Raw genomic sequence first — 17,897 nt, forward strand, 5'->3', positions numbered from 1 at the left:
ATTCTTTCGTCACTTACTGACCGCCTCCGGCCAATTTGGCCAGCATGGCGCGCGTCACCAGTACGATGCCCTCTTTAGAACGGTAAAAACGACGGCTGTCTTCGTCGGGGTTTTCGCCAATGACCATGCCTTCTGGCAGTTCGCAGGCGCGATCGATCACGCAGCGACGCAGACGACACGATCGGCCAACCACCACATCAGGCAGCAGCACTGCGGAATCAATATTGCAAAACGAGTTGATGCGAATACGCGGGAACAGCACCGAGTTCACCACCACCGAACCGGAGATGATGCAGCCGCCCGAGACCAGCGAATTCATTGTCATGCCGTGGCTACCGGATCGATCCTGAACAAATTTCGCCGGCGGCAGCGGCTCCATGTGGGTACGAATCGGCCAGCTATGATCGTACATATCCAGCTCAGGCGTGACCGACGCTAAATCGAGATTGGCGCGCCAGTAAGCTTCCAGCGTTCCGACGTCGCGCCAGTACGGCTCAGCGTTTTCATCAACCTGCACGCAGGAGAGCGTGAAGGAGTGCGCATACGCCTCGCCGCTGGCGACAATTTTCGGCAGCAGATCTTTGCCAAAATCATGGCTGGAATCGGCTACATGCAGATCCTCTTCCAGCAGCTGGTAAAGGTAATCGGCGTTGAACACATAAATGCCCATGCTGGCCAGCGCGCGGGTATCGTCACCCGGCATTGACGGCGGCTTCGGCGGTTTTTCGACAAAATCGATCACGTTGTTTTCGGCATCCACCGCCATCACTCCAAACGCCGTGGCTTCAGCTAACGGCACCGGCAAGCAGGCGATGGTGCATTTGGCACCGCGATCGACGTGGTCGAGCAGCATGCGCGAGTAATCCATTTTGTAGATGTGATCCCCGGCGAGGATCACGATGTACTGCGCGTTATAGCGGCGAATAATGTCGAGGTTTTGCGTCACCGCATCGGCAGTCCCGCGATACCAATGTTCGGTAGCGGCACGCTGCTGCGCCGGCAGCAGATCGACAAACTCGTTCATCTCTTCGTTGAACAGCGACCAGCCACGCTGGATGTGTTGCACCAGCGTATGCGACTGATATTGGGTGATCACGCCGATGCGCCGAATGCCCGAGTTGATGCAGTTGGACAGCGCAAAGTCGATGATGCGGAACTTGCCACCGAAGTGCACGGCAGGTTTGGCGCGTTTCGCGGTGAGATCTTTCAGGCGCGTACCGCGCCCGCCAGCAAGGATCAGGGCGACCGTTTGTGTAGGGAGCTGGCGCGCCAGCATCAGATGATCTGTTCTATCTAATTTCACCATGTCTGACTCCTTATGATTGCTTTAGGAACACACACACACCGTGTGCGGGACCGTGCCAGACAGTTGTCAGGATGGGGTTATCTTCCCCGGCGAAAGGAGGAATGGCACGCCACTCTCCGTCTGGTAAGGCGATATCACTCACCGATTCCGTGGCGTTTATTGTTATTAACCAGCGGCCGGAGAGCAGGATCTGCATTCGGTGCGTCCCCTGTTCCCACTGCTCGGTTTCCAGTGGTGTGCCGCTGGCATTGCACCACTGCACGCTGCCATCGCCCTCCTGCCACCAGCGATCCTGCGTCAACGCGGGAATGCGCTGGCGTAGACGGATTAACGCAGCAGTGAAGTCGACCAGGCCAAAATCATCCTGTTGCCAGTTCAACCAGGTCAGCGGGTTGTCCTGACAATAGGCGTTGTTGTTGCCATGCTGGCTGTGACCGCGTTCGTCACCCGCCAGCAGCATCGGCGTGCCCTGCGCCAGCAGCAGCGTGGTCAGTAAGCCATGCACGCTGCGCCGCCGCCGTTCGACAATATCGAAATTGACCTGCAGTCCCTCTTTGCCGTGGTTATGGCTGAAGTTACTGCTGCTGCCGTCGCGATTGTCTTCGCCGTTAGCCTGATTGTGTTTGTTGTTAAAACTCACCACATCGCGCAGCGTGAAGCCGTCGTGAGCGGTAATGAGATTGATGCTGGCGTGCGGCAGCCGCGCCTCACGCTGGAAAACGTCGCTGGATGCGGCAAAACGGCGGGCGAAATCGCCATTATTCAGTTGACCATGCAGCCAGTAACGGCGCGCCGCATCGCGAAAATGGTCGTTCCACTCGGCGAAGTCCGGCGGAAAGTTGCCGACCTGATAACCACCGGGGCCGATGTCCCACGGCTCAGCAATCAGCTTCACCTGCGACAGCAGCGGACAGGCTTTGATGGCGGCAAACAGCGGCGCATCCTGATGAAACTCCGGTGTGCGTCCCAACACGCTGGCGAGGTCAAAACGGAACCCATCAACATGGCAAACCCGCACCCAGTAGCGCAGCGCTTCCAGCGCCCACGTCATCACCTGCGGATGACTGAGATTCAGCGTGTTGCCGCAGCCGGTCCAGTTTTGATAGTCGCCGTTGCCATCCAGCCAGTAATAGCTGGCGTTATCCACGCCGCGCAGGGAAATCGTTGGCCCGATCTCTTCCAGCTCGGCGGTATGGTTGAACACCACATCCAGAATCACTTCGATGCCCGCGGCATGCAGTGCTTTAACCGCCTGCTGAAACTCCTGCAGCGGCGTTAAACCGTTTTCGCCCGAGGCGTAACGCGCATCCACCGCCCACGAGGCAAAGGGGTTGTAGCCCCAGTAATTACTCAATCCCAAACGGCGCAGGCGCGGCTCGCTGGTGAATTGGGCAATCGGCAGCAGTTCCAGCGCGGTGATGCCGAGGTGGCGCAGGTACTTCACCATAGCAGGATGACCCAGCGCCGCATAAGTGCCACGCAATCTTTCCGGAATTTCCGGATGCTGCTGGGTTAAGCCGCGTACGTGCGCTTCATAGATCACCGTGTTGCCCCACGGCGTGCGCGGCGCGTGATCGTCCTCCCAGTCAAAATCTTCGGCAGTCACCAACGATTTCGGCGCGATGGCGGCGTTATCCAAACCATTTAGCTCACGTTCGCCGCCGTTGAAACGCGCGTCGTCCGCCACTTCACCCGCCACCGCTTTGGCGCAGGGATCGACCAACAGCTTAGCCGGATTGAAGCGATGTCCCTGCTGCGGCGCCCACGGACCGTGTACGCGATAGCCGTAGCGCTGGCCGGGCTTCAGCGCGGGAAAATAGCCGTGCCAGATATCACCGCTGCGCGCGGGCAGTGCGAAACGGCGCTCAGCACCGTGCGCGTCGAACAGGCAGAGTTCAACGCGTTCGGCATGCTGGGAGAACAGCGTAAAATTAACGCCGTGCCCATCATAGTGCGCACCTAACGGTTCCGGCTGCCCCTGCTCCAGCATCAGTCGCTCTCCCGCACCAGCCAAAGCGTTGCCAGCGGCGGTAAGGTCAAACTCAGCGACTGCGGCCGACCGTGACTCTCTATCTCATCGGTGTGTACCACGCCGTGATTGCGCGTGTCGCTACCGTGATAATCGTGCTGGTCGGTGTTCATGATCTCGCGCCAGCCGCCACGCTGGTTGACGCCAAAGCGATAGTTGTGACGCGCCACTGGCGTAAAGTTGCTGGCTACGATGATTTCATTGCCGTCGCGATCGCGGCGCACAAATACAAACACGGAGTTTTCGTAGTCATTGACCACCAGCCACTCAAAACCTTGCCCATCGAAGTCGAGTTGATGCAGCGGCGCGTAATGGCGATAGGTGTGATTGAGATCGCGCACCAGACGATGCACGCCGTTGTGCCAGTTATCCTCACCTTCCAGCAGATGCCAGTCGAGGCTGGTGTCGTGGTTCCATTCGCGACCCTGCGCAAATTCATTGCCCATAAATTGCAGCTTCTTACCGGGGAAACCCCACATCCAGCCGTAATAGGCGCGCAGGTTAGCGAACTTCTGCCAGGCATCGCCCGGCATGCGATCGAGAATCGAACGTTTGCCGTGCACCACTTCGTCATGCGACAGCGGTAGCACGAAGTTTTCGGTGTAGTTGTAGATCATGCCAAAGGTCATCAGCTGATGATGATAACGGCGATGCACCGGGTCGAGCTTCATATAGTCCAGTGTGTCGTGCATCCAACCGAGGTTCCATTTGAACCAGAAGCCGAGGCCTCCATCTTCTGAAGGGCGCGTAACGCCGGGATAATCGGTGGACTCTTCCGCCACCGTGACGCTGCCCGGTGCGGCGCGACCCAAAACGCGGTTGGTGTGACGCAGGAACGAAATCGCTTCGAGGTTCTCGCGTCCACCAAACTGGTTCGGCACCCATTCGCCTTCGGCGCGGCTGTAATCACGGTAGATCATTGATGCCACCGCATCGACGCGCAGCCCATCAATGCCGAAACGCTCCATCCAGTACAAGGCGTTGCCGGAGAGATAATTGCTCACTTCACGGCGACCAAAGTTGTAGATCAGCGTGTTCCAGTCCTGATGAAAACCTTCGCGCGGATCGCTGTGTTCGTAGAGTTCGGTGCCATCGAACTTCGCCAGGCCGAAATCATCGCTTGGGAAATGGCCAGGCACCCAATCGAGCAGCACGTTAATGCCAGCATCATGCGCGGCGGCCACGAAGTGGCGGAACTCATCGCGCGTACCGAAACGGCGCGTCGGCGCATACATGCCGAGCGGCTGATAGCCCCAGCTGCCATCAAAGGGGTGTTCGTTAATCGGCATCAGTTCGATGTGCGTGAAGCCCATCTCTTTAACGTAAGGAATGAGCTGTTCCGCCAGCTCTTTGTAGCTGAGCCAGAAGTTGTTATCGGTGTGACGTCGCCATGAACCGAGGTGCACTTCATAAATCGAAATCGGCTGGTCAAAAGCATTGGCGGCCTTACGCTGCGGCTGCATCTCGGTTTTCGGCGGCAGCCCGCAGATCATCGAGGCGGTTTGCGGACGCATCTGCGCTTCAAAGGCGAAGGGATCGGCTTTGATGCGCATCTGGCCGGAATTATCCACGATTTCAAATTTATACAGCTGGCCGTTTACCGCGCCCGGCACAAACAGTTCCCAGACGCCAAGTTCACGGCGAAAACGCATGGGATGACGTCGGCCATCCCAGAAGTTGAACTCGCCTACCACCGATACGCGACGCGCATTAGGTGCCCAAACGGCGAACCGCGTGCCGTGCACGCCATCAATGGTGGTGCCGTGCGCGCCTAGGGTTTCGTAGGGACGCAGATGCGTGCCTTCACCCAATAACCATGCATCCATCTCCTCCAGCAGCGGGCCGAAGCGATAGGCATCATCAATCAGGTTTTGCTGGCCGTGCCAGTTCACTGCCAGCTGATAACCAAAGCGGTTTTTACGACGCGGAATCACGCCACTGAAGAAACCGCGTGAGTCGAGGCAGGTAAGCTGGGCGCATTTGCGTCCGGTGTTGGTTTCAATGACCCAAACATCGGAGGCATCGGGCAGCAACGCACGCACTTCAAGGCCTGCAGCCGTTTGGTGCATGCCCAGTAGTGAAAAGGGATCGGCATAATTCCCGGCAAAAAGGGCATTGATCGCCTGGCGATCGGGAAGCTCTGACATGACTTTCTTCCTATGATTTTGCGCAGGCGACCAGAGTCGGCAGGATTATCGCCTCGGGTGCGCTGCTTTTCATTGAGCCATAGGTACACCGTGAGGACACAACCGTCCGTGGGAAAGATCTTCACCGTGTACAACAACCATTCAGTTCGAAAAAACAAAAACAGTTAACAACCGGCACATCTCTGTTAAATCATAGCTTGGGGATAGCAGAAGCCAGGGAGGATCGTGAAAAATACTTATCGGGCAAGCAAAAAAGGGAAGCGGATCACTTGTCAGGCGCAATTTGCATGAATTTTTGCAGCCTGGATAATAAAAAAAGGCCGGGAAACCCCGGCCTTTCTGGTTTGCCGCTGCGCTTAGTCGATCAGCAGACGCAGCATGCGGCGCAGCGGTTCAGCCGCGCCCCACAGTAACTGATCGCCCACCGTGAAGGCAGAAAGGTATTCCGGCCCCATGTTCAGTTTGCGCAGGCGGCCTACTGGCGTGGTCAGGGTGCCGGTGACGGCGGCTGGCGTCAGTTCGCGCATGGTGATGTCGCGGTCGTTTGGCACCACTTTCACCCATTCGTTATGCGAGGCCAGCAGCTGTTCGATTTCGCTCAGCGGCAGGTCTTTTTTCAGCTTCAGAGTGAATGCCTGGCTGTGGCAGCGCAGCGCACCAACGCGCACGCACAGGCCATCAACCGGAATCACACTGCTGGTACGCAGGATTTTGTTGGTCTCCGCCTGGCCTTTCCACTCTTCGCGGCTCTGGCCGTTATCCAGCTGCTTGTCGATCCACGGAATCAGGCTGCCCGCCAGCGGTACGCCGAAATTGTCGGTTGGCAAAGTGCCAGAACGGGTGAAATCGGTCACGCTGCGTTCGATATCCAGAATTGCCGAAGCCGGATCCTGGAGCGATTTCGCCACGTGGTCATGCAGCATGCCCATCTGCGTCAGCAGTTCACGCATATGACGCGCGCCGCCGCCTGATGCCGCCTGATAAGTCGCCACCGAGGCCCATTCAACCAGATCGTTAGCAAACAGACCGCCCAGCGACATCAGCATCAGGCTGACGGTGCAGTTACCGCCGACAAAGGTTTTGATGCCGTTGTCGAGGCCCTGACGAATCACGTTATGGTTAACCGGATCGAGAATGATGATGGCGTCATCTTTCATGCGCAGCGTGGAAGCTGCATCAATCCAGTAACCCTGCCAGCCGCTTTCACGCAGCTTTGGATAGACTTCACTGGTGTAATCACCGCCCTGGCAGGTGATAATAATATCCAGCGCCTTCAGCGCCTCGATATCAAAAGCATCCTGCAGCGCACCGGTCGACTTACCGCCGAATGTGGGTGCCGCCTGACCAAGCTGTGACGTGGAGAAGAAGACCGGATTGATGACATCAAAATCGCGTTCTTCGCTCATGCGTGACATCAGCACTGAGCCGACCATGCCACGCCAACCAATAAAACCTACATTCTTCATTTTCTGTCCGTCTCGGGTGCTCTCGAAAGAGGCCGTGTGGTGCGAGGAAAAGACTGGCCGGATAATCGTGCCGGTCTGCGTAATAATCAGGTTTACCTATGACCGTCAACTCTACAAAATGCAGCACTTCTGGCAAGTGAATTAATTCGATTGCGCCAACTTTTTCAGCAGTACAACTAATAATGGCTAACCAACATGACTGAAATGATATCCGCGACCATATTGCTGCTGTTGATTATGGATCCGCTGGGCAACCTGCCGATTTTTATGTCGGTATTGAAGCATCTGGAACCCAAACGCCGCCGCGTGGTACTGATGCGCGAAATGCTGATTGCGCTGATTCTGATGCTGCTGTTTTTATTCGCCGGTGAACGCATCCTGGCGTTTCTCAATCTGCGCACCGAAACCGTGTCGATCTCCGGCGGCATCATTCTTTTCCTGATCGCCATCCGCATGATTTTCCCGTCAGAGGAGAGCAGCTCGAGTGGCTTGCCGGCCGGTGAAGAACCGTTCCTCGTGCCGCTGGCGATTCCGCTGGTGGCCGGTCCGTCGCTGCTGGCGACGCTGATGCTGTTGTCGCATCAATATCCCAACCAAATGACGCATCTGGTCGGCGCGCTGCTGATCGCGTGGGGTTTGACGGTGGTGATTCTGCTGATGTCGGGTCTGTTTTTACGCCTGCTGGGTGACAAAGGCGTTAACGCGCTGGAGCGCCTGATGGGATTGATTTTGATTATGCTGGCGACGCAGATGTTCCTGGATGGGATTCGTACCTATCTGAAGCTGTAATACATTCAGAGCGCAGGCAGCGTAGCGGCGCAATTTATTGCGCCGCTACGCTATGTGCATGAATTGAATGTGATGCTTTTTTGAATATTACTTCTGCTTCTTATCGATCGGTTTACCCGACCAGTAACCGGCCAGCAGCGAACCTGACAGGTTGTGCCACACCGAGAACAGCGCGCCCGGCAAGGCCGCTAACGGCGAGAAGTAAAGTTTGCCCAGCGTCGCCGCCAGACCTGAGTTCTGCATGCCCACTTCCAGCGCCAGCGTGCGGCAGGTCGATTCATCGAAGCCAAACAGCTTACCGCCCCAATAACCGCCCAACAGACCGATCGCGTTGTGCAGGATCACCGCCACAATCACCATCAAGCCGACAGAACCGATAAAGCCCTGGCTGCCAGCCACCACCGCGCTAATGATCAGCAGAATGCACACCATCGAAAACGCCGGCAGATAAGGCTCAACGCGGCGCACCACGCTATTCATGGAGTGATGGATAATCAGACCCAGGCTAATCGGAATCACCACGATTTTCACGATGCTGAGCAGCATGCCGACCACATCCACCTGAATGTGGGTATCAACGTAGAAGCGTGTCAGCAGCGGTGTGGCGAATACACCTACCAGCGCCGACACGGATGAGATGGTCACCGACAGCGCCACATCGCCCTTCGCCAGATAAATCATCACGTTAGAAGCGGTGCCGCTGGCCACGCTGCCGACCAGAATCATGCCTGCCGCCAGATCCGGTGGCATCTGGAACAGCTTCGCCAGGCCCCACGCGGCCAGCGGCATCACCAGATAATGCAGGAAAGTCCCGGCGATCACCGGCGCCGGACGCACCAGCACGCGTTTGAAATCATCAATGTTTAGCGTCACGCCCATGCCGAACATAATCAGCATCAGCAGGTAAGTCACCCACGGCCCAATGCCGAGAAAGGTGCCAGGAGAATAATAAGCAGCGACCGAGAGCAGCACGGCCCAGAGCGGGAACAGGCGGGTAAGTTTGCCGAGCATAACCAGACTTCCTTAGGAATTTTTTTATATTGCCACAGATGAAATGTCGCGCAGGGAACGACCACAGCGACGGACGCGGGATCATAACATTTCATTATCTTGACGTAAGGCGGGAAGTCGCTTGCGGGGCAAAATGCGGATCGGCTGCTGCCGATCCGCTGAAATACGGCAAAGTTACTCTGCTTTTTCCAGTGCAAAGCGGTAGATCGCACCACCAATCGCGGCACCGATAATCGGTAACAACCAGAACATCCACAGCTGTTCCAATGCCCAGCCGCCCTGGAAGATCGCCACACCGCTACTGCGCGCCGGGTTGACTGAGGTATTGGTGACGGGAATGCTCACCAGGTGAATCAGCGTTAGCGCCAGGCCGATTGCAATGGGCGCGAAGCCAGCCGAAGCACGTTTATCGGTCGCGCCCATGATCACAATCAGGAATACGGCGGTCAGCACCAGCTCGGCGATCATGCCCGCCTGCAGGCTAAAGCCCCCCGGCGAATGTTCACCGTAACCGTTCGACGCGAAGCCGCTGGCCACGGCATCGAAACCGGCTTTACCGCTGGCGATCAAATACAGCACGCCGGCAGCCGCAACCGCACCCACCAACTGCGCGATAATATAAGGCACAACCTGCGCCGCCGGGAAACGTCCGCCAACCGTCAGACCGATGGTCACCGCCGGGTTAAAATGGCCGCCCGAAATATGGCCGACGGCAAATGCCATCACCAACACCGTCAGACCAAACGCCAGCGCAACACCGGCAAAACCAATACCCAATTCTGGAAACGCCGCGGCCAAAACCGCACTGCCACAACCGCCCAACACCAGCACGAAAGTGCCCAGCGTTTCAGCCACTAATCTTTTCATCTCTGTTCCCTCAAATAATTTAATGTTTTCGCGGCGGGATTATCGTTTTTGGCGATTGAAGCGCAACCGAAGAATAAGGGATTAGAGTGATTTTTAGGCGATAGCAGCGTATTTGAGACGGTTCTCGCGAGATATGACGGGGTTCATCAGAAATGTCTGGCGCGAAGCAGTGAATGCCGCTGGCCTGAATTATTGTTTAAAAAATTTCACCAATAAAAAAGCCGGACCCGGTCCGGCTTGATTCCGCATGCTAAAAACTGGCCTTAAGAACCAAAAAGATTCTTATGCAGCGCACGTACCACTTCCTCGGCATCTGGGGTTGGCACCAGGAAGCAAAGGTTATAACTGCTGGCACCGTAACAAATCATGCGCAGGTTGAACGGCTCGAGTGCGCCAAACACTTCTTTGCCGACGCCGCACGCTTTTGACAGGTTGTTGCCAATGATCGCCACCAGCGCCAGATTCTCTTCCACTTCCACACGGCACAGTGAAGAGAGCTCGGTCAACAGCGCCTGGGTCAGCAAGCTGTCGCCGGTGGTGGTTGAACCGGTGCTGTCCAGCGTCAGCGCCACGCTCACTTCGGAAGTGGTCACCAGATCAACGGAGATGCTGTGGCGCGCCAGAATGTTAAACACTTCGGCGAGGAAGCCATGTGCATGCAGCATGTTCAGGCTGTGCAGCGTTACCAGCGTCTGCTTACGACGCAGCGCCAGCGCACGGAACAGCGGTGGATTTTTGGTTTCGTTGCACACGCGCGTACCGCCTGCAGCGGGATCTTTGCTCGAACCGACAAACACCGGAATATCGCTACGCACGGCCGGCAGCAAAGTGGCCGGATGCAGCACTTTGGCACCAAAGATCGCCATCTCCGCTGCTTCTTCAAAGGTAATCTCTTCGATGCGTTTAGCGGTGGACACCACGCGTGGATCGGTGGTGTAGATACCGGCCACATCGGTCCAGATATCAATGCGCGCGGCCTGCAGCGCTTCGCCCAGCAGCGCAGCGGTATAGTCGCTGCCGCCACGACCAAGCGTGGTGGTGCGCCCTTTGATTTCGCTACCGATAAAGCCCTGCGTCACCACCAGCGCTTCCGCAATGCGCGGCTGCAGCTGCGTTGCGGCCAGCTCTTTCAGCGTCGCCACTTCGGGTTCTGCGCGGCCAAAACGATCGCTGGTGCGCATCACTTTACGCACGTCAAACCATTCGCTGTTGACCTGACGCTCGCGCAGAATCTCCACGAACAGCAGCGTCGACATCAGCTCACCGTGGCTCACCAGCTCATCGGTTAGCGCATGTGAGGTCGCCAGCGAGGTGGCTTCAGACAGCATGGTGATGTTTTCCAGCATGCGATCAATCTCATCGCGGATCACATCCGGCGATTGCAGACGATCGATGATGGCATATTGAATACGGCGGATTTCATCCAGCAGGTAAGCGCGCTGCGCTTGTTCCTGGCCTTCAGCAAGGGCAACCAGCATATTGGTCACGCCAGCGGAGGCAGAGAGCACCACTAAGCGGGTATTGGCGTCCGACAGCACAACATCTGCGCTGCGGTTCATAGCATCAAAATCGGCAACGCTGGTGCCGCCAAATTTAGCCACGATAAGATTTTGGGACATATGACGAACCCCGTGTCAGGTTATCTTTCTTCCGTTTTGGGGCGGAAGACATAGTAGCAGCCTAGGCACAAGAGAAGAGCAGAATTGGGCAGACAAGATCAGTAGTAGACAAGTCACCAAAAGCGCTTCACCTTGCGAACCGTCCGACTGTGGACGATTCTGGTGACAACCCAGAGGATTCAGCCCCTGCAGCCGACAGTGCAACACCCCGCGTGTTGCCCCACCTCGGCGTCACACCCCCTGATGTGTTCTCTGCGGATACGGATCCTCAAACACACTGCCTGGGCGACGCGCCTCTTCTGGCTTACACCCGGAGGTGTAAGTAGCGCGCATAAATTACTGATTATTTTCCCCCCTGTCCATCCCCGCACTTTGAGGATTTCTCACTTTTACACTTCGGTAAACGCATCGTTGAACAAACGCGCCCACCAACAGCGGCCTAAAGTAGTGTCCGAATCAGACAAAAGCGGCTTTTTTCTGATGCGGCACAGGGAATTCTGCTGGCGCAGCACCGACAATCGCTGCCGGATTTACCTGAAACAGTGCGGCCACGGTCACAAATTTTTTCCCTTAGCCAGTAACTGTGGTCATACTCATCCCCGTGCAAGAATGCTATGGATGCCGGGCCAGCAGGACGCCCCGGATGGAATGACGGTTCTTATATCAACTAGAGTGTTGCCATGAAAAATATCAATCCGACCCAAACCGCTGCCTGGAAAGCGCTGCAGCAGCATTTTGAGCAGATGAAATCGGTGCAAATCGCCGACCTGTTTGCGCAAGATGCCGATCGTTTTGCGAAATTCTCTGCCACTTTCGATGACCAGATGCTGGTGGATTTCTCAAAAAACCGCATCACCGAGGAAACCCTCGAAAAATTACAGGCGCTGGCTAAAGAGACCGATCTGGCAGGCGCCATCAAATCAATGTTCTCAGGCGAGAAGATCAACCGCACCGAAGAGCGTGCAGTTCTGCACGTTGCGCTGCGTAACCGCAGCAACACGCCCATTGTGGTGGACGGCAAAGATGTGATGCCGGAAGTCAACGCGGTGCTGGCGAAGATGAAAGGCTTCTCCGAGCGCATCATCAGCGGCGACTGGAAAGGCTATACCGGCAAAGCCATCACCGACGTGGTGAATATCGGGATTGGCGGTTCAGACCTCGGCCCGTTCATGGTGACCGAAGCGCTGCGTCCGTATAAAAACCACCTGAACATGCACTTTGTTTCTAACGTCGATGGCACCCATATCGCCGAAACGCTGAAAGATCTCAGCCCGGAAACCACGCTGTTCCTCGTGGCATCTAAAACTTTCACCACGCAAGAAACCATGACCAACGCCCACAGCGCGCGTGACTGGTTCCTGAAAACTGCGGGCGATCAGCAGCACGTGGCGAAGCACTTCGCTGCGCTGTCGACCAACGGTAAAGCGGTGGGTGAGTTCGGTATTGATACCGACAACATGTTTGAGTTCTGGGATTGGGTTGGCGGCCGCTATTCACTGTGGTCAGCTATCGGCTTGTCGATCATTCTCTCCATCGGCTTCGAGAACTTCGAGCAGCTGTTGAGCGGCGCGCACGCCATGGATAAGCACTTCGCCAACACGCCTGCCGAGCAGAACCTGCCGGTCCTGCTGGCGCTGATCGGTATCTGGTACAACAACTTCTTTGGTGCCGAAACCGAAGCGATTCTGCCGTACGATCAGTACATGCATCGCTTTGCTGCTTACTTCCAGCAGGGCAACATGGAATCCAACGGTAAATACGTTGATCGTGAAGGTAATCCAGTGGATTACCAGACCGGCCCAATCATCTGGGGCGAGCCTGGCACCAACGGCCAGCATGCGTTCTATCAGCTGATTCATCAGGGCACCAAACTGATTCCGTGCGACTTTATCGCACCAGCACTGAGCCACAACGTGTTGACCGATCACCATCCAAAGCTGCTGTCGAACTTCTTCGCGCAGACCGAAGCGCTGGCGTTTGGTAAGTCACGCGATGTGGTGGAGAAAGAGTTTACCGATGCGGGTAAATCTGCCGAATCTGTCGCGCACATCGTGCCGTTCAAAGTGTTCGAAGGTAACCGCCCAACCAACTCCATCCTGCTGCGTGAAATTACCCCGTTCAGCCTGGGTTCACTGATTGCGCTATATGAGCACAAGATCTTCACTCAGGGCGCGATTCTCAACATCTTCACCTTTGACCAATGGGGTGTTGAGTTGGGTAAACAGCTGGCAAACCGTATTCTGCCAGAACTGGAAAATGACGCTGAAATTAGCAGCCACGATAGCTCCACCAATGGCTTAATTAATCGCTACAAATCCTGGCGTTAATTTTCCGGCTAATTTACATAAGGCGGCGTAATTGCCGCCTTTTCTTTGTCAACCATGCCATCTCACTCGCAATATTATTAATTACTGCCTTAAACAGGGTTAGAAAATTCTTAAAGTGGCGTAAGGAAATTCGTAATTCATTTCAATTTACCGCACCTTACCTGGATTAAAAATGGACCTAATTTAACCCGACAAATAGTTTATCCATCTGATAGATCTAAGATTTTAATTTAAGCCTTATAAGTAAATTCCGATTATTCCCATTCCGTACCAATAATTAGTGCAAAAGTGAAAAACTCTGCCGTGAAATGCGCAGCCATTCACTTATCCTATCAGCCTGAAAAAAGGCGTTAAAAAAAAGCAGCTAACGCCAATTCGCCGTATTTATCACCAGAAAAACCCCGACTTCCTGCCCTCTTTTACTCATGCTGAACTCTGGTAATTTGTTGCCCTATACTGAACGCGCCCGAAATCTGGGTAAATCCTACATTCATTGATTCATATAAATGCAGGAAACGTTGTTATGAAAAAACTGATGGTTGCCGGTGCAGCCTTACTTTACGTTGCCGTTTCTTCCGCTGCGATTGCCGCGCCGGAAGAAGCTGGTGCTGCAGCAGGCGCGCAGGCGGGAGCAATCTCTTCCGGCGCGTCTACCGCTGTGGGTATCGGCGCGCTCGGTGCGTTAGTGGGTCTCGGCATTGCTGCTTCTGGCGGCGGTGACGGTGCAAATACCGGTACAACAACAACCACCACAACGAGCACCACTCGTTGATGTAGCACCTTTAAGCATAACCACACACCCGTGTGGTTATTTTTTGCTTGGCTTATTTAGACAGGGATACACCGTGCGCCGACTCTCTTTGCTACTTCTTTGCCTGTTGTTGCAGGCCTGCACACAAACACAAAAAGGTCTCGAACAAACCGTGATGCTGGCCGTGAATGGCCCGGATGATGTCACGGTCACCAACGAGCAGGTTGCTAACCTGCCCTACGCCAGCCTCTATGCCCGCATCAATGAAGGACCGCGCATCTTCGTGGTGCTCGGTTACAACGAAAACGGCCAGCAGAAGTGGATCACCCAGGATAAAGCGATGCTGGTGATGCAGCATGGCCGTCTGATCAAAACCCTGGGTTTACCGAGCAACCTCGCTGACGTCAGTAACCTGGCGCAGGATCCGCTCGCCAATGCGCTGCATCTGCAAAACGGTGCCAGCTGGACGCGCGTGGTGCAGTGGCGCGAGCAAGATAAAGTGCGTGCCGCCACAGCGGTTTCCCGCTTCGAGCGCGGTGACGATACGGTGCTGGATATCGCCGGTGAACGCGTACCGTGCCGCGTCTGGCATGAAACCGTGCGCATGGAGAACATAGGCGCGGAGTGGCAGAACACCTTCTGGATCGATAACCGTGATGGCACGGTATTGCAGGCCAACCAGATGCTGGCCGCCGATGCCTTCCCCGTTGAAACCACCATTCTGAAGCCGGCGAAATCATGAAAAAAATAACTCCAATGCTGGCAGCATTGACGCTGCTCACGGCTGGCCACGCACAGGCGGCGGCGCAAGTCACCGTTCACGATCTGCCGGGAAAAAACACACTGCAAATTAACGATGCGCAGAATCTTAGTCAGTTGCTCACCCATCCTGAACTGCGCAGTTGGTGGCCGGGCACGGTGATTGCCGAACGCGGCGCAACGGCGGTAGCACAGCAGCAACAGAAGCAGCTGCTGGCCGATCTGCGCGCCTGGCAAGCCGACAGCGGCGAGTCGTTGGCCGCAACCATCGGCTCGGTTATCCACCAGCTTGGCGCGCTGCAGGTAACGGGCCGCCAGTTCACCTCGCTCGATCCCGATGACGTACGTCTGCGTCCACAGGATAACCGCACGCTGCAAGGCAGCTATGACCTCTATACGCTGGTGCAGCCGACGCAGGTACTGGTGCTGGGGGCGTTGAGCAATCCGGGTAAAGCGCGCTGGCAGCCGGGCCGCGAAGTGCGTGATTACCTCGAAGGCCACGATCGTCTGTCCGGCGCGGAACGCAGCTATGCCACGGTGATTGCGCCGTCCGGCAGCACCCAGCAAGTTCCGGTTGCCTACTGGAATCATCGCCATATTGAAGTGGAACCCGGCAGCATTATCTGGCTCGGTTTCACCTCATGGAGCTTGCCATGGGGCCACAGCGATTTGAATGAGCGCATGCTTTCCGTTCTGACTCACCGGATACCAGACTGATGAAAAAACAATTACTTCTCAGCCTGTTGGCTGCTTCTGTTTCCGCCGCTTGCCAGGTGCATGCGGAAACCTGGCCTGAACCGGTCGGTCCTTCTCAATCGGATTTTGGTGGCGTTGGCCTGATGCAGACGCCCACCGCGCGTATGGCGAAAGAGGGCGAATTTAGCGTCAACTTCCGCGATAACGATCAATATCGCTACTATTCTGCCTCGCTGCAGCTGTTCCCGTGGCTGGAAACCACCGTACGCTATACCGATGTGCGTACCCGCCGTTACAGCGCAGTAGAAGGTTTCAGCGGCAACCAAAGCTATAAAGATAAAGCCTTCGATGTGAAGCTGCGCCTATGGCAAGAGAGCTACTGGCTGCCAGAAGTGGCGGTTGGCTCACGCGATTTAGGCGGTACCGGTCTGTTCGACAGCGAATATCTGGTGGCGAGCAAAGCGTGGGGCCCGTTCGATTTCACCTTGGGTCTGGGCTGGGGCTATCTCGGCAACAGCGGCACCATTAAGAACCCGTTCTGCTCCTACAGCGACAGCTTCTGTAGCCGCACCGGCGGTGGCGAAGCGGGTTCAATTAATGGCTCGCAGATGTTCCACGGTCCGGCGGCGCTGTTTGGCGGCGTAGAGTATCAAACACCGTGGCAGCCGCTGCGCCTCAAGCTGGAGTACGAAGGCAACGATTATCAGGATGATTTCGCCGGTCGTTTGGATCAGCGCAGTAAGGTCAACGTCGGCGCGATTTATCGCCTCACCGACTGGGCGGACATCAACGCCAGCTACGAGCGCGGCAACACCTTTATGTTCGGCTTTACCCTGCGCACCAATTTCAACGATCTGCATCAGTCGCATATCGATAGCGAGAAGCCGGCCTACAACCCGCAGCCGCAGGGCGATCTGTTGCAGCCAACGGTGGTGGCAAACCAGCTGACCGATCTGAAGTACAACGCAGGACTGAATGGCCCGCATATTCAAACCAAAGGCAGCACGTTGTATGTGTCCGGCGAGCAGACCAAATATCGCGATACGCGCGAAGGGGTCGATCGCGCCAATCGCATTATCATGAACAACCTGCCGGCCGGCATCGATACCATCAACGTCACCGAGTCGCGCTTCAATATGCCGCAGGTGAGCACGCGCACCAACGTTGCCAGCCTGCATAACGAACTCGTGGGTTATCCGCTGGGGCATGAACAGCCGCTGCAGCAGACGCGTGAAAATCCGGTCGATCCCGGTGCCACCGAGCAAGGTTTCTTTATCCGCAAAGATCGTCTGAACTACAGCCTGTCGCCGGTGCTGAATCAGTCCGTCGGCGGACCGGAAAGCTTCTACATGTATCAGGTTGGCGTGATGGCCAACGCCGATTACTGGCTTACCGATCACCTGTTGGTCGGCGGCAGCCTGTTTGGCAACCTCGCCAATAACTACGATAAGTTCAACTACAACGGCGCACCGGCGGATTCAACGCTGCCGCGCGTGCGTACGCATATTCGTGATTACGTTGAGAACAACGTTTACGTTAACGATCTGCAAGCCAACTACATGCAGGCGCTGGGCAACGGTTTCTACGGCCAGGTTTACGGCGGTTATCTGGAAACCATGTACGGCGGCGTCGGCGGCGAAGTGCTGTATCGTCCGATAGATAGCAACTGGGCCTTCGGGGTTGATGCCAACTACGTGAAGCAGCGTGATTGGGACAACATGATGCAGTTCACCGATTACAAAGCGCCAACCGGACATTTCACCGCGTACTGGCGTCCGTGGTTTATGCAGGACGTATTGGTGAAAGCCAGCGTCGGTGAATATCTGGCGAAGGATAAAGGCGTTACCGTTGATGTGTCGAAGCGGTTTGATAGCGGCGTGATGGTGGGCTTCTACGCCACCAAAACCAACGTGTCGGCGGAAGCCTATGGCGAAGGCGACTTCACCAAAGGCTTCTACATTTCGGTGCCGATGGATCTGTTTACCGTGACGCCAACGCGAGGCCGCGCGCAGGTGAACTGGGTGCCGTTGACGCGAGATGGTGGGCAGATGCTGGGTCGTAAATATCAGCTGTATGACCTGACGTCAGATCGTGATGCGCGATTTAATTAACATCAGCGCGGGTGGTGTG

Annotated in this window: 13 protein-coding genes and 1 riboswitch; of the genes, 6 read left to right on the forward strand and 7 right to left on the reverse strand. The window is 56.0% G+C overall.

Going from position 1 to position 17,897, the window contains the following annotated elements:
• Nucleotides 1-13 precede the first annotated feature (13 nt).
• The 4 genes from glgC to asd form a co-directional block, all read right to left on the reverse strand.
• Nucleotides 14-1,306 (reverse strand): glucose-1-phosphate adenylyltransferase, encoded by a 1,293-nt coding sequence (gene glgC, locus ACFQW4_RS22365; protein ID WP_377727700.1) that lies wholly within the window; start codon nt 1,304-1,306, stop codon nt 14-16.
• A gap of 10 nt (nt 1,307-1,316) precedes the next feature.
• Complete coding sequence (gene glgX, locus ACFQW4_RS22370; protein ID WP_377727703.1) at nt 1,317-3,296, reverse strand: glycogen debranching protein GlgX; 1,980 nt, start codon at nt 3,294-3,296, stop codon at nt 1,317-1,319.
• Nucleotides 3,296-5,482 (reverse strand): 1,4-alpha-glucan branching enzyme, encoded by a 2,187-nt coding sequence (gene glgB, locus ACFQW4_RS22375; protein WP_377727706.1) that lies wholly within the window; start codon nt 5,480-5,482, stop codon nt 3,296-3,298. The genes glgX and glgB overlap by 1 nt, the downstream gene beginning before the upstream one ends.
• Nucleotides 5,483-5,838: 356 nt before the next feature.
• Entirely contained in the window at nt 5,839-6,948 is a 1,110-nt protein-coding gene (gene asd, locus ACFQW4_RS22380) for an aspartate-semialdehyde dehydrogenase (protein WP_101763112.1), read from the reverse strand.
• Nucleotides 6,949-7,143: 195 nt separating this feature from the next.
• Between asd and ACFQW4_RS22385 the strand changes: the two genes are divergently transcribed.
• Nucleotides 7,144-7,737, forward strand: coding sequence for a YhgN family NAAT transporter (locus ACFQW4_RS22385; protein WP_110868123.1), 594 nt, complete (start codon nt 7,144-7,146; stop codon nt 7,735-7,737).
• Between the two features lie 87 nt (nt 7,738-7,824).
• Here the strand turns inward: ACFQW4_RS22385 and panS are convergent, their stop codons facing one another.
• The 3 genes from panS to lysC all read right to left on the reverse strand — a co-directional run bounded on the left by panS (nt 7,825) and on the right by lysC (nt 11,234).
• Complete coding sequence (gene panS / locus ACFQW4_RS22390; protein ID WP_101763113.1) at nt 7,825-8,748, reverse strand: ketopantoate/pantoate/pantothenate transporter PanS; 924 nt, start codon at nt 8,746-8,748, stop codon at nt 7,825-7,827.
• A gap of 174 nt (nt 8,749-8,922) precedes the next feature.
• The gene (gene aqpZ, locus ACFQW4_RS22395) at nt 8,923-9,615 is read right to left on the reverse strand and encodes an aquaporin Z (protein ID WP_377727711.1); all 693 of its coding nucleotides are present in this window, start codon (nt 9,613-9,615) and stop codon (nt 8,923-8,925) included.
• A 263-nt stretch (nt 9,616-9,878) separates the two neighbouring features.
• Entirely contained in the window at nt 9,879-11,234 is a 1,356-nt protein-coding gene (gene lysC / locus ACFQW4_RS22400) for a lysine-sensitive aspartokinase 3 (RefSeq protein WP_377727714.1), read from the reverse strand.
• Nucleotides 11,235-11,346: 112 nt separating this feature from the next.
• Nucleotides 11,347-11,541, reverse strand: a riboswitch (Lysine riboswitch).
• A gap of 373 nt (nt 11,542-11,914) precedes the next feature.
• Here lysC and pgi point away from each other — a divergent pair.
• The 5 genes from pgi (at nt 11,915) to ACFQW4_RS22425 (ending at nt 17,878) form a co-directional block, all read left to right on the forward strand.
• Nucleotides 11,915-13,561 carry a glucose-6-phosphate isomerase gene (pgi, locus tag ACFQW4_RS22405; protein ID WP_008109851.1) on the forward strand — a complete coding sequence of 549 codons (1,647 nt, stop codon included), beginning with the start codon at nt 11,915-11,917 and terminating at the stop codon, nt 13,559-13,561.
• A gap of 523 nt (nt 13,562-14,084) precedes the next feature.
• On the forward strand, nt 14,085-14,333 hold the full coding sequence (yjbE, locus tag ACFQW4_RS22410; RefSeq protein WP_101763117.1) for an exopolysaccharide production protein YjbE: 249 nt from the start codon (nt 14,085-14,087) through the stop codon (nt 14,331-14,333).
• A gap of 73 nt (nt 14,334-14,406) precedes the next feature.
• Nucleotides 14,407-15,054: a YjbF family lipoprotein gene (locus tag ACFQW4_RS22415; RefSeq protein WP_377727719.1), complete on the forward strand. Its 648-nt coding sequence runs from the start codon at nt 14,407-14,409 to the stop codon at nt 15,052-15,054.
• Entirely contained in the window at nt 15,051-15,788 is a 738-nt protein-coding gene (locus ACFQW4_RS22420) for a capsule biosynthesis GfcC family protein (protein ID WP_377727722.1), read from the forward strand. Before ACFQW4_RS22415 ends, ACFQW4_RS22420 begins: the two co-directional genes overlap by 4 nt.
• Entirely contained in the window at nt 15,788-17,878 is a 2,091-nt protein-coding gene (locus ACFQW4_RS22425; RefSeq protein WP_377727725.1) for a YjbH domain-containing protein, read from the forward strand. Before ACFQW4_RS22420 ends, ACFQW4_RS22425 begins: the two co-directional genes overlap by 1 nt.
• Nucleotides 17,879-17,897: the final 19 nt, after the last annotated feature.

The sequence above is a fragment of the Pantoea sp. GCM10028869 genome (assembly GCF_042666835.1).
Lineage (GTDB): Bacteria > Pseudomonadota > Gammaproteobacteria > Enterobacterales > Enterobacteriaceae > Pantoea > Pantoea leporis.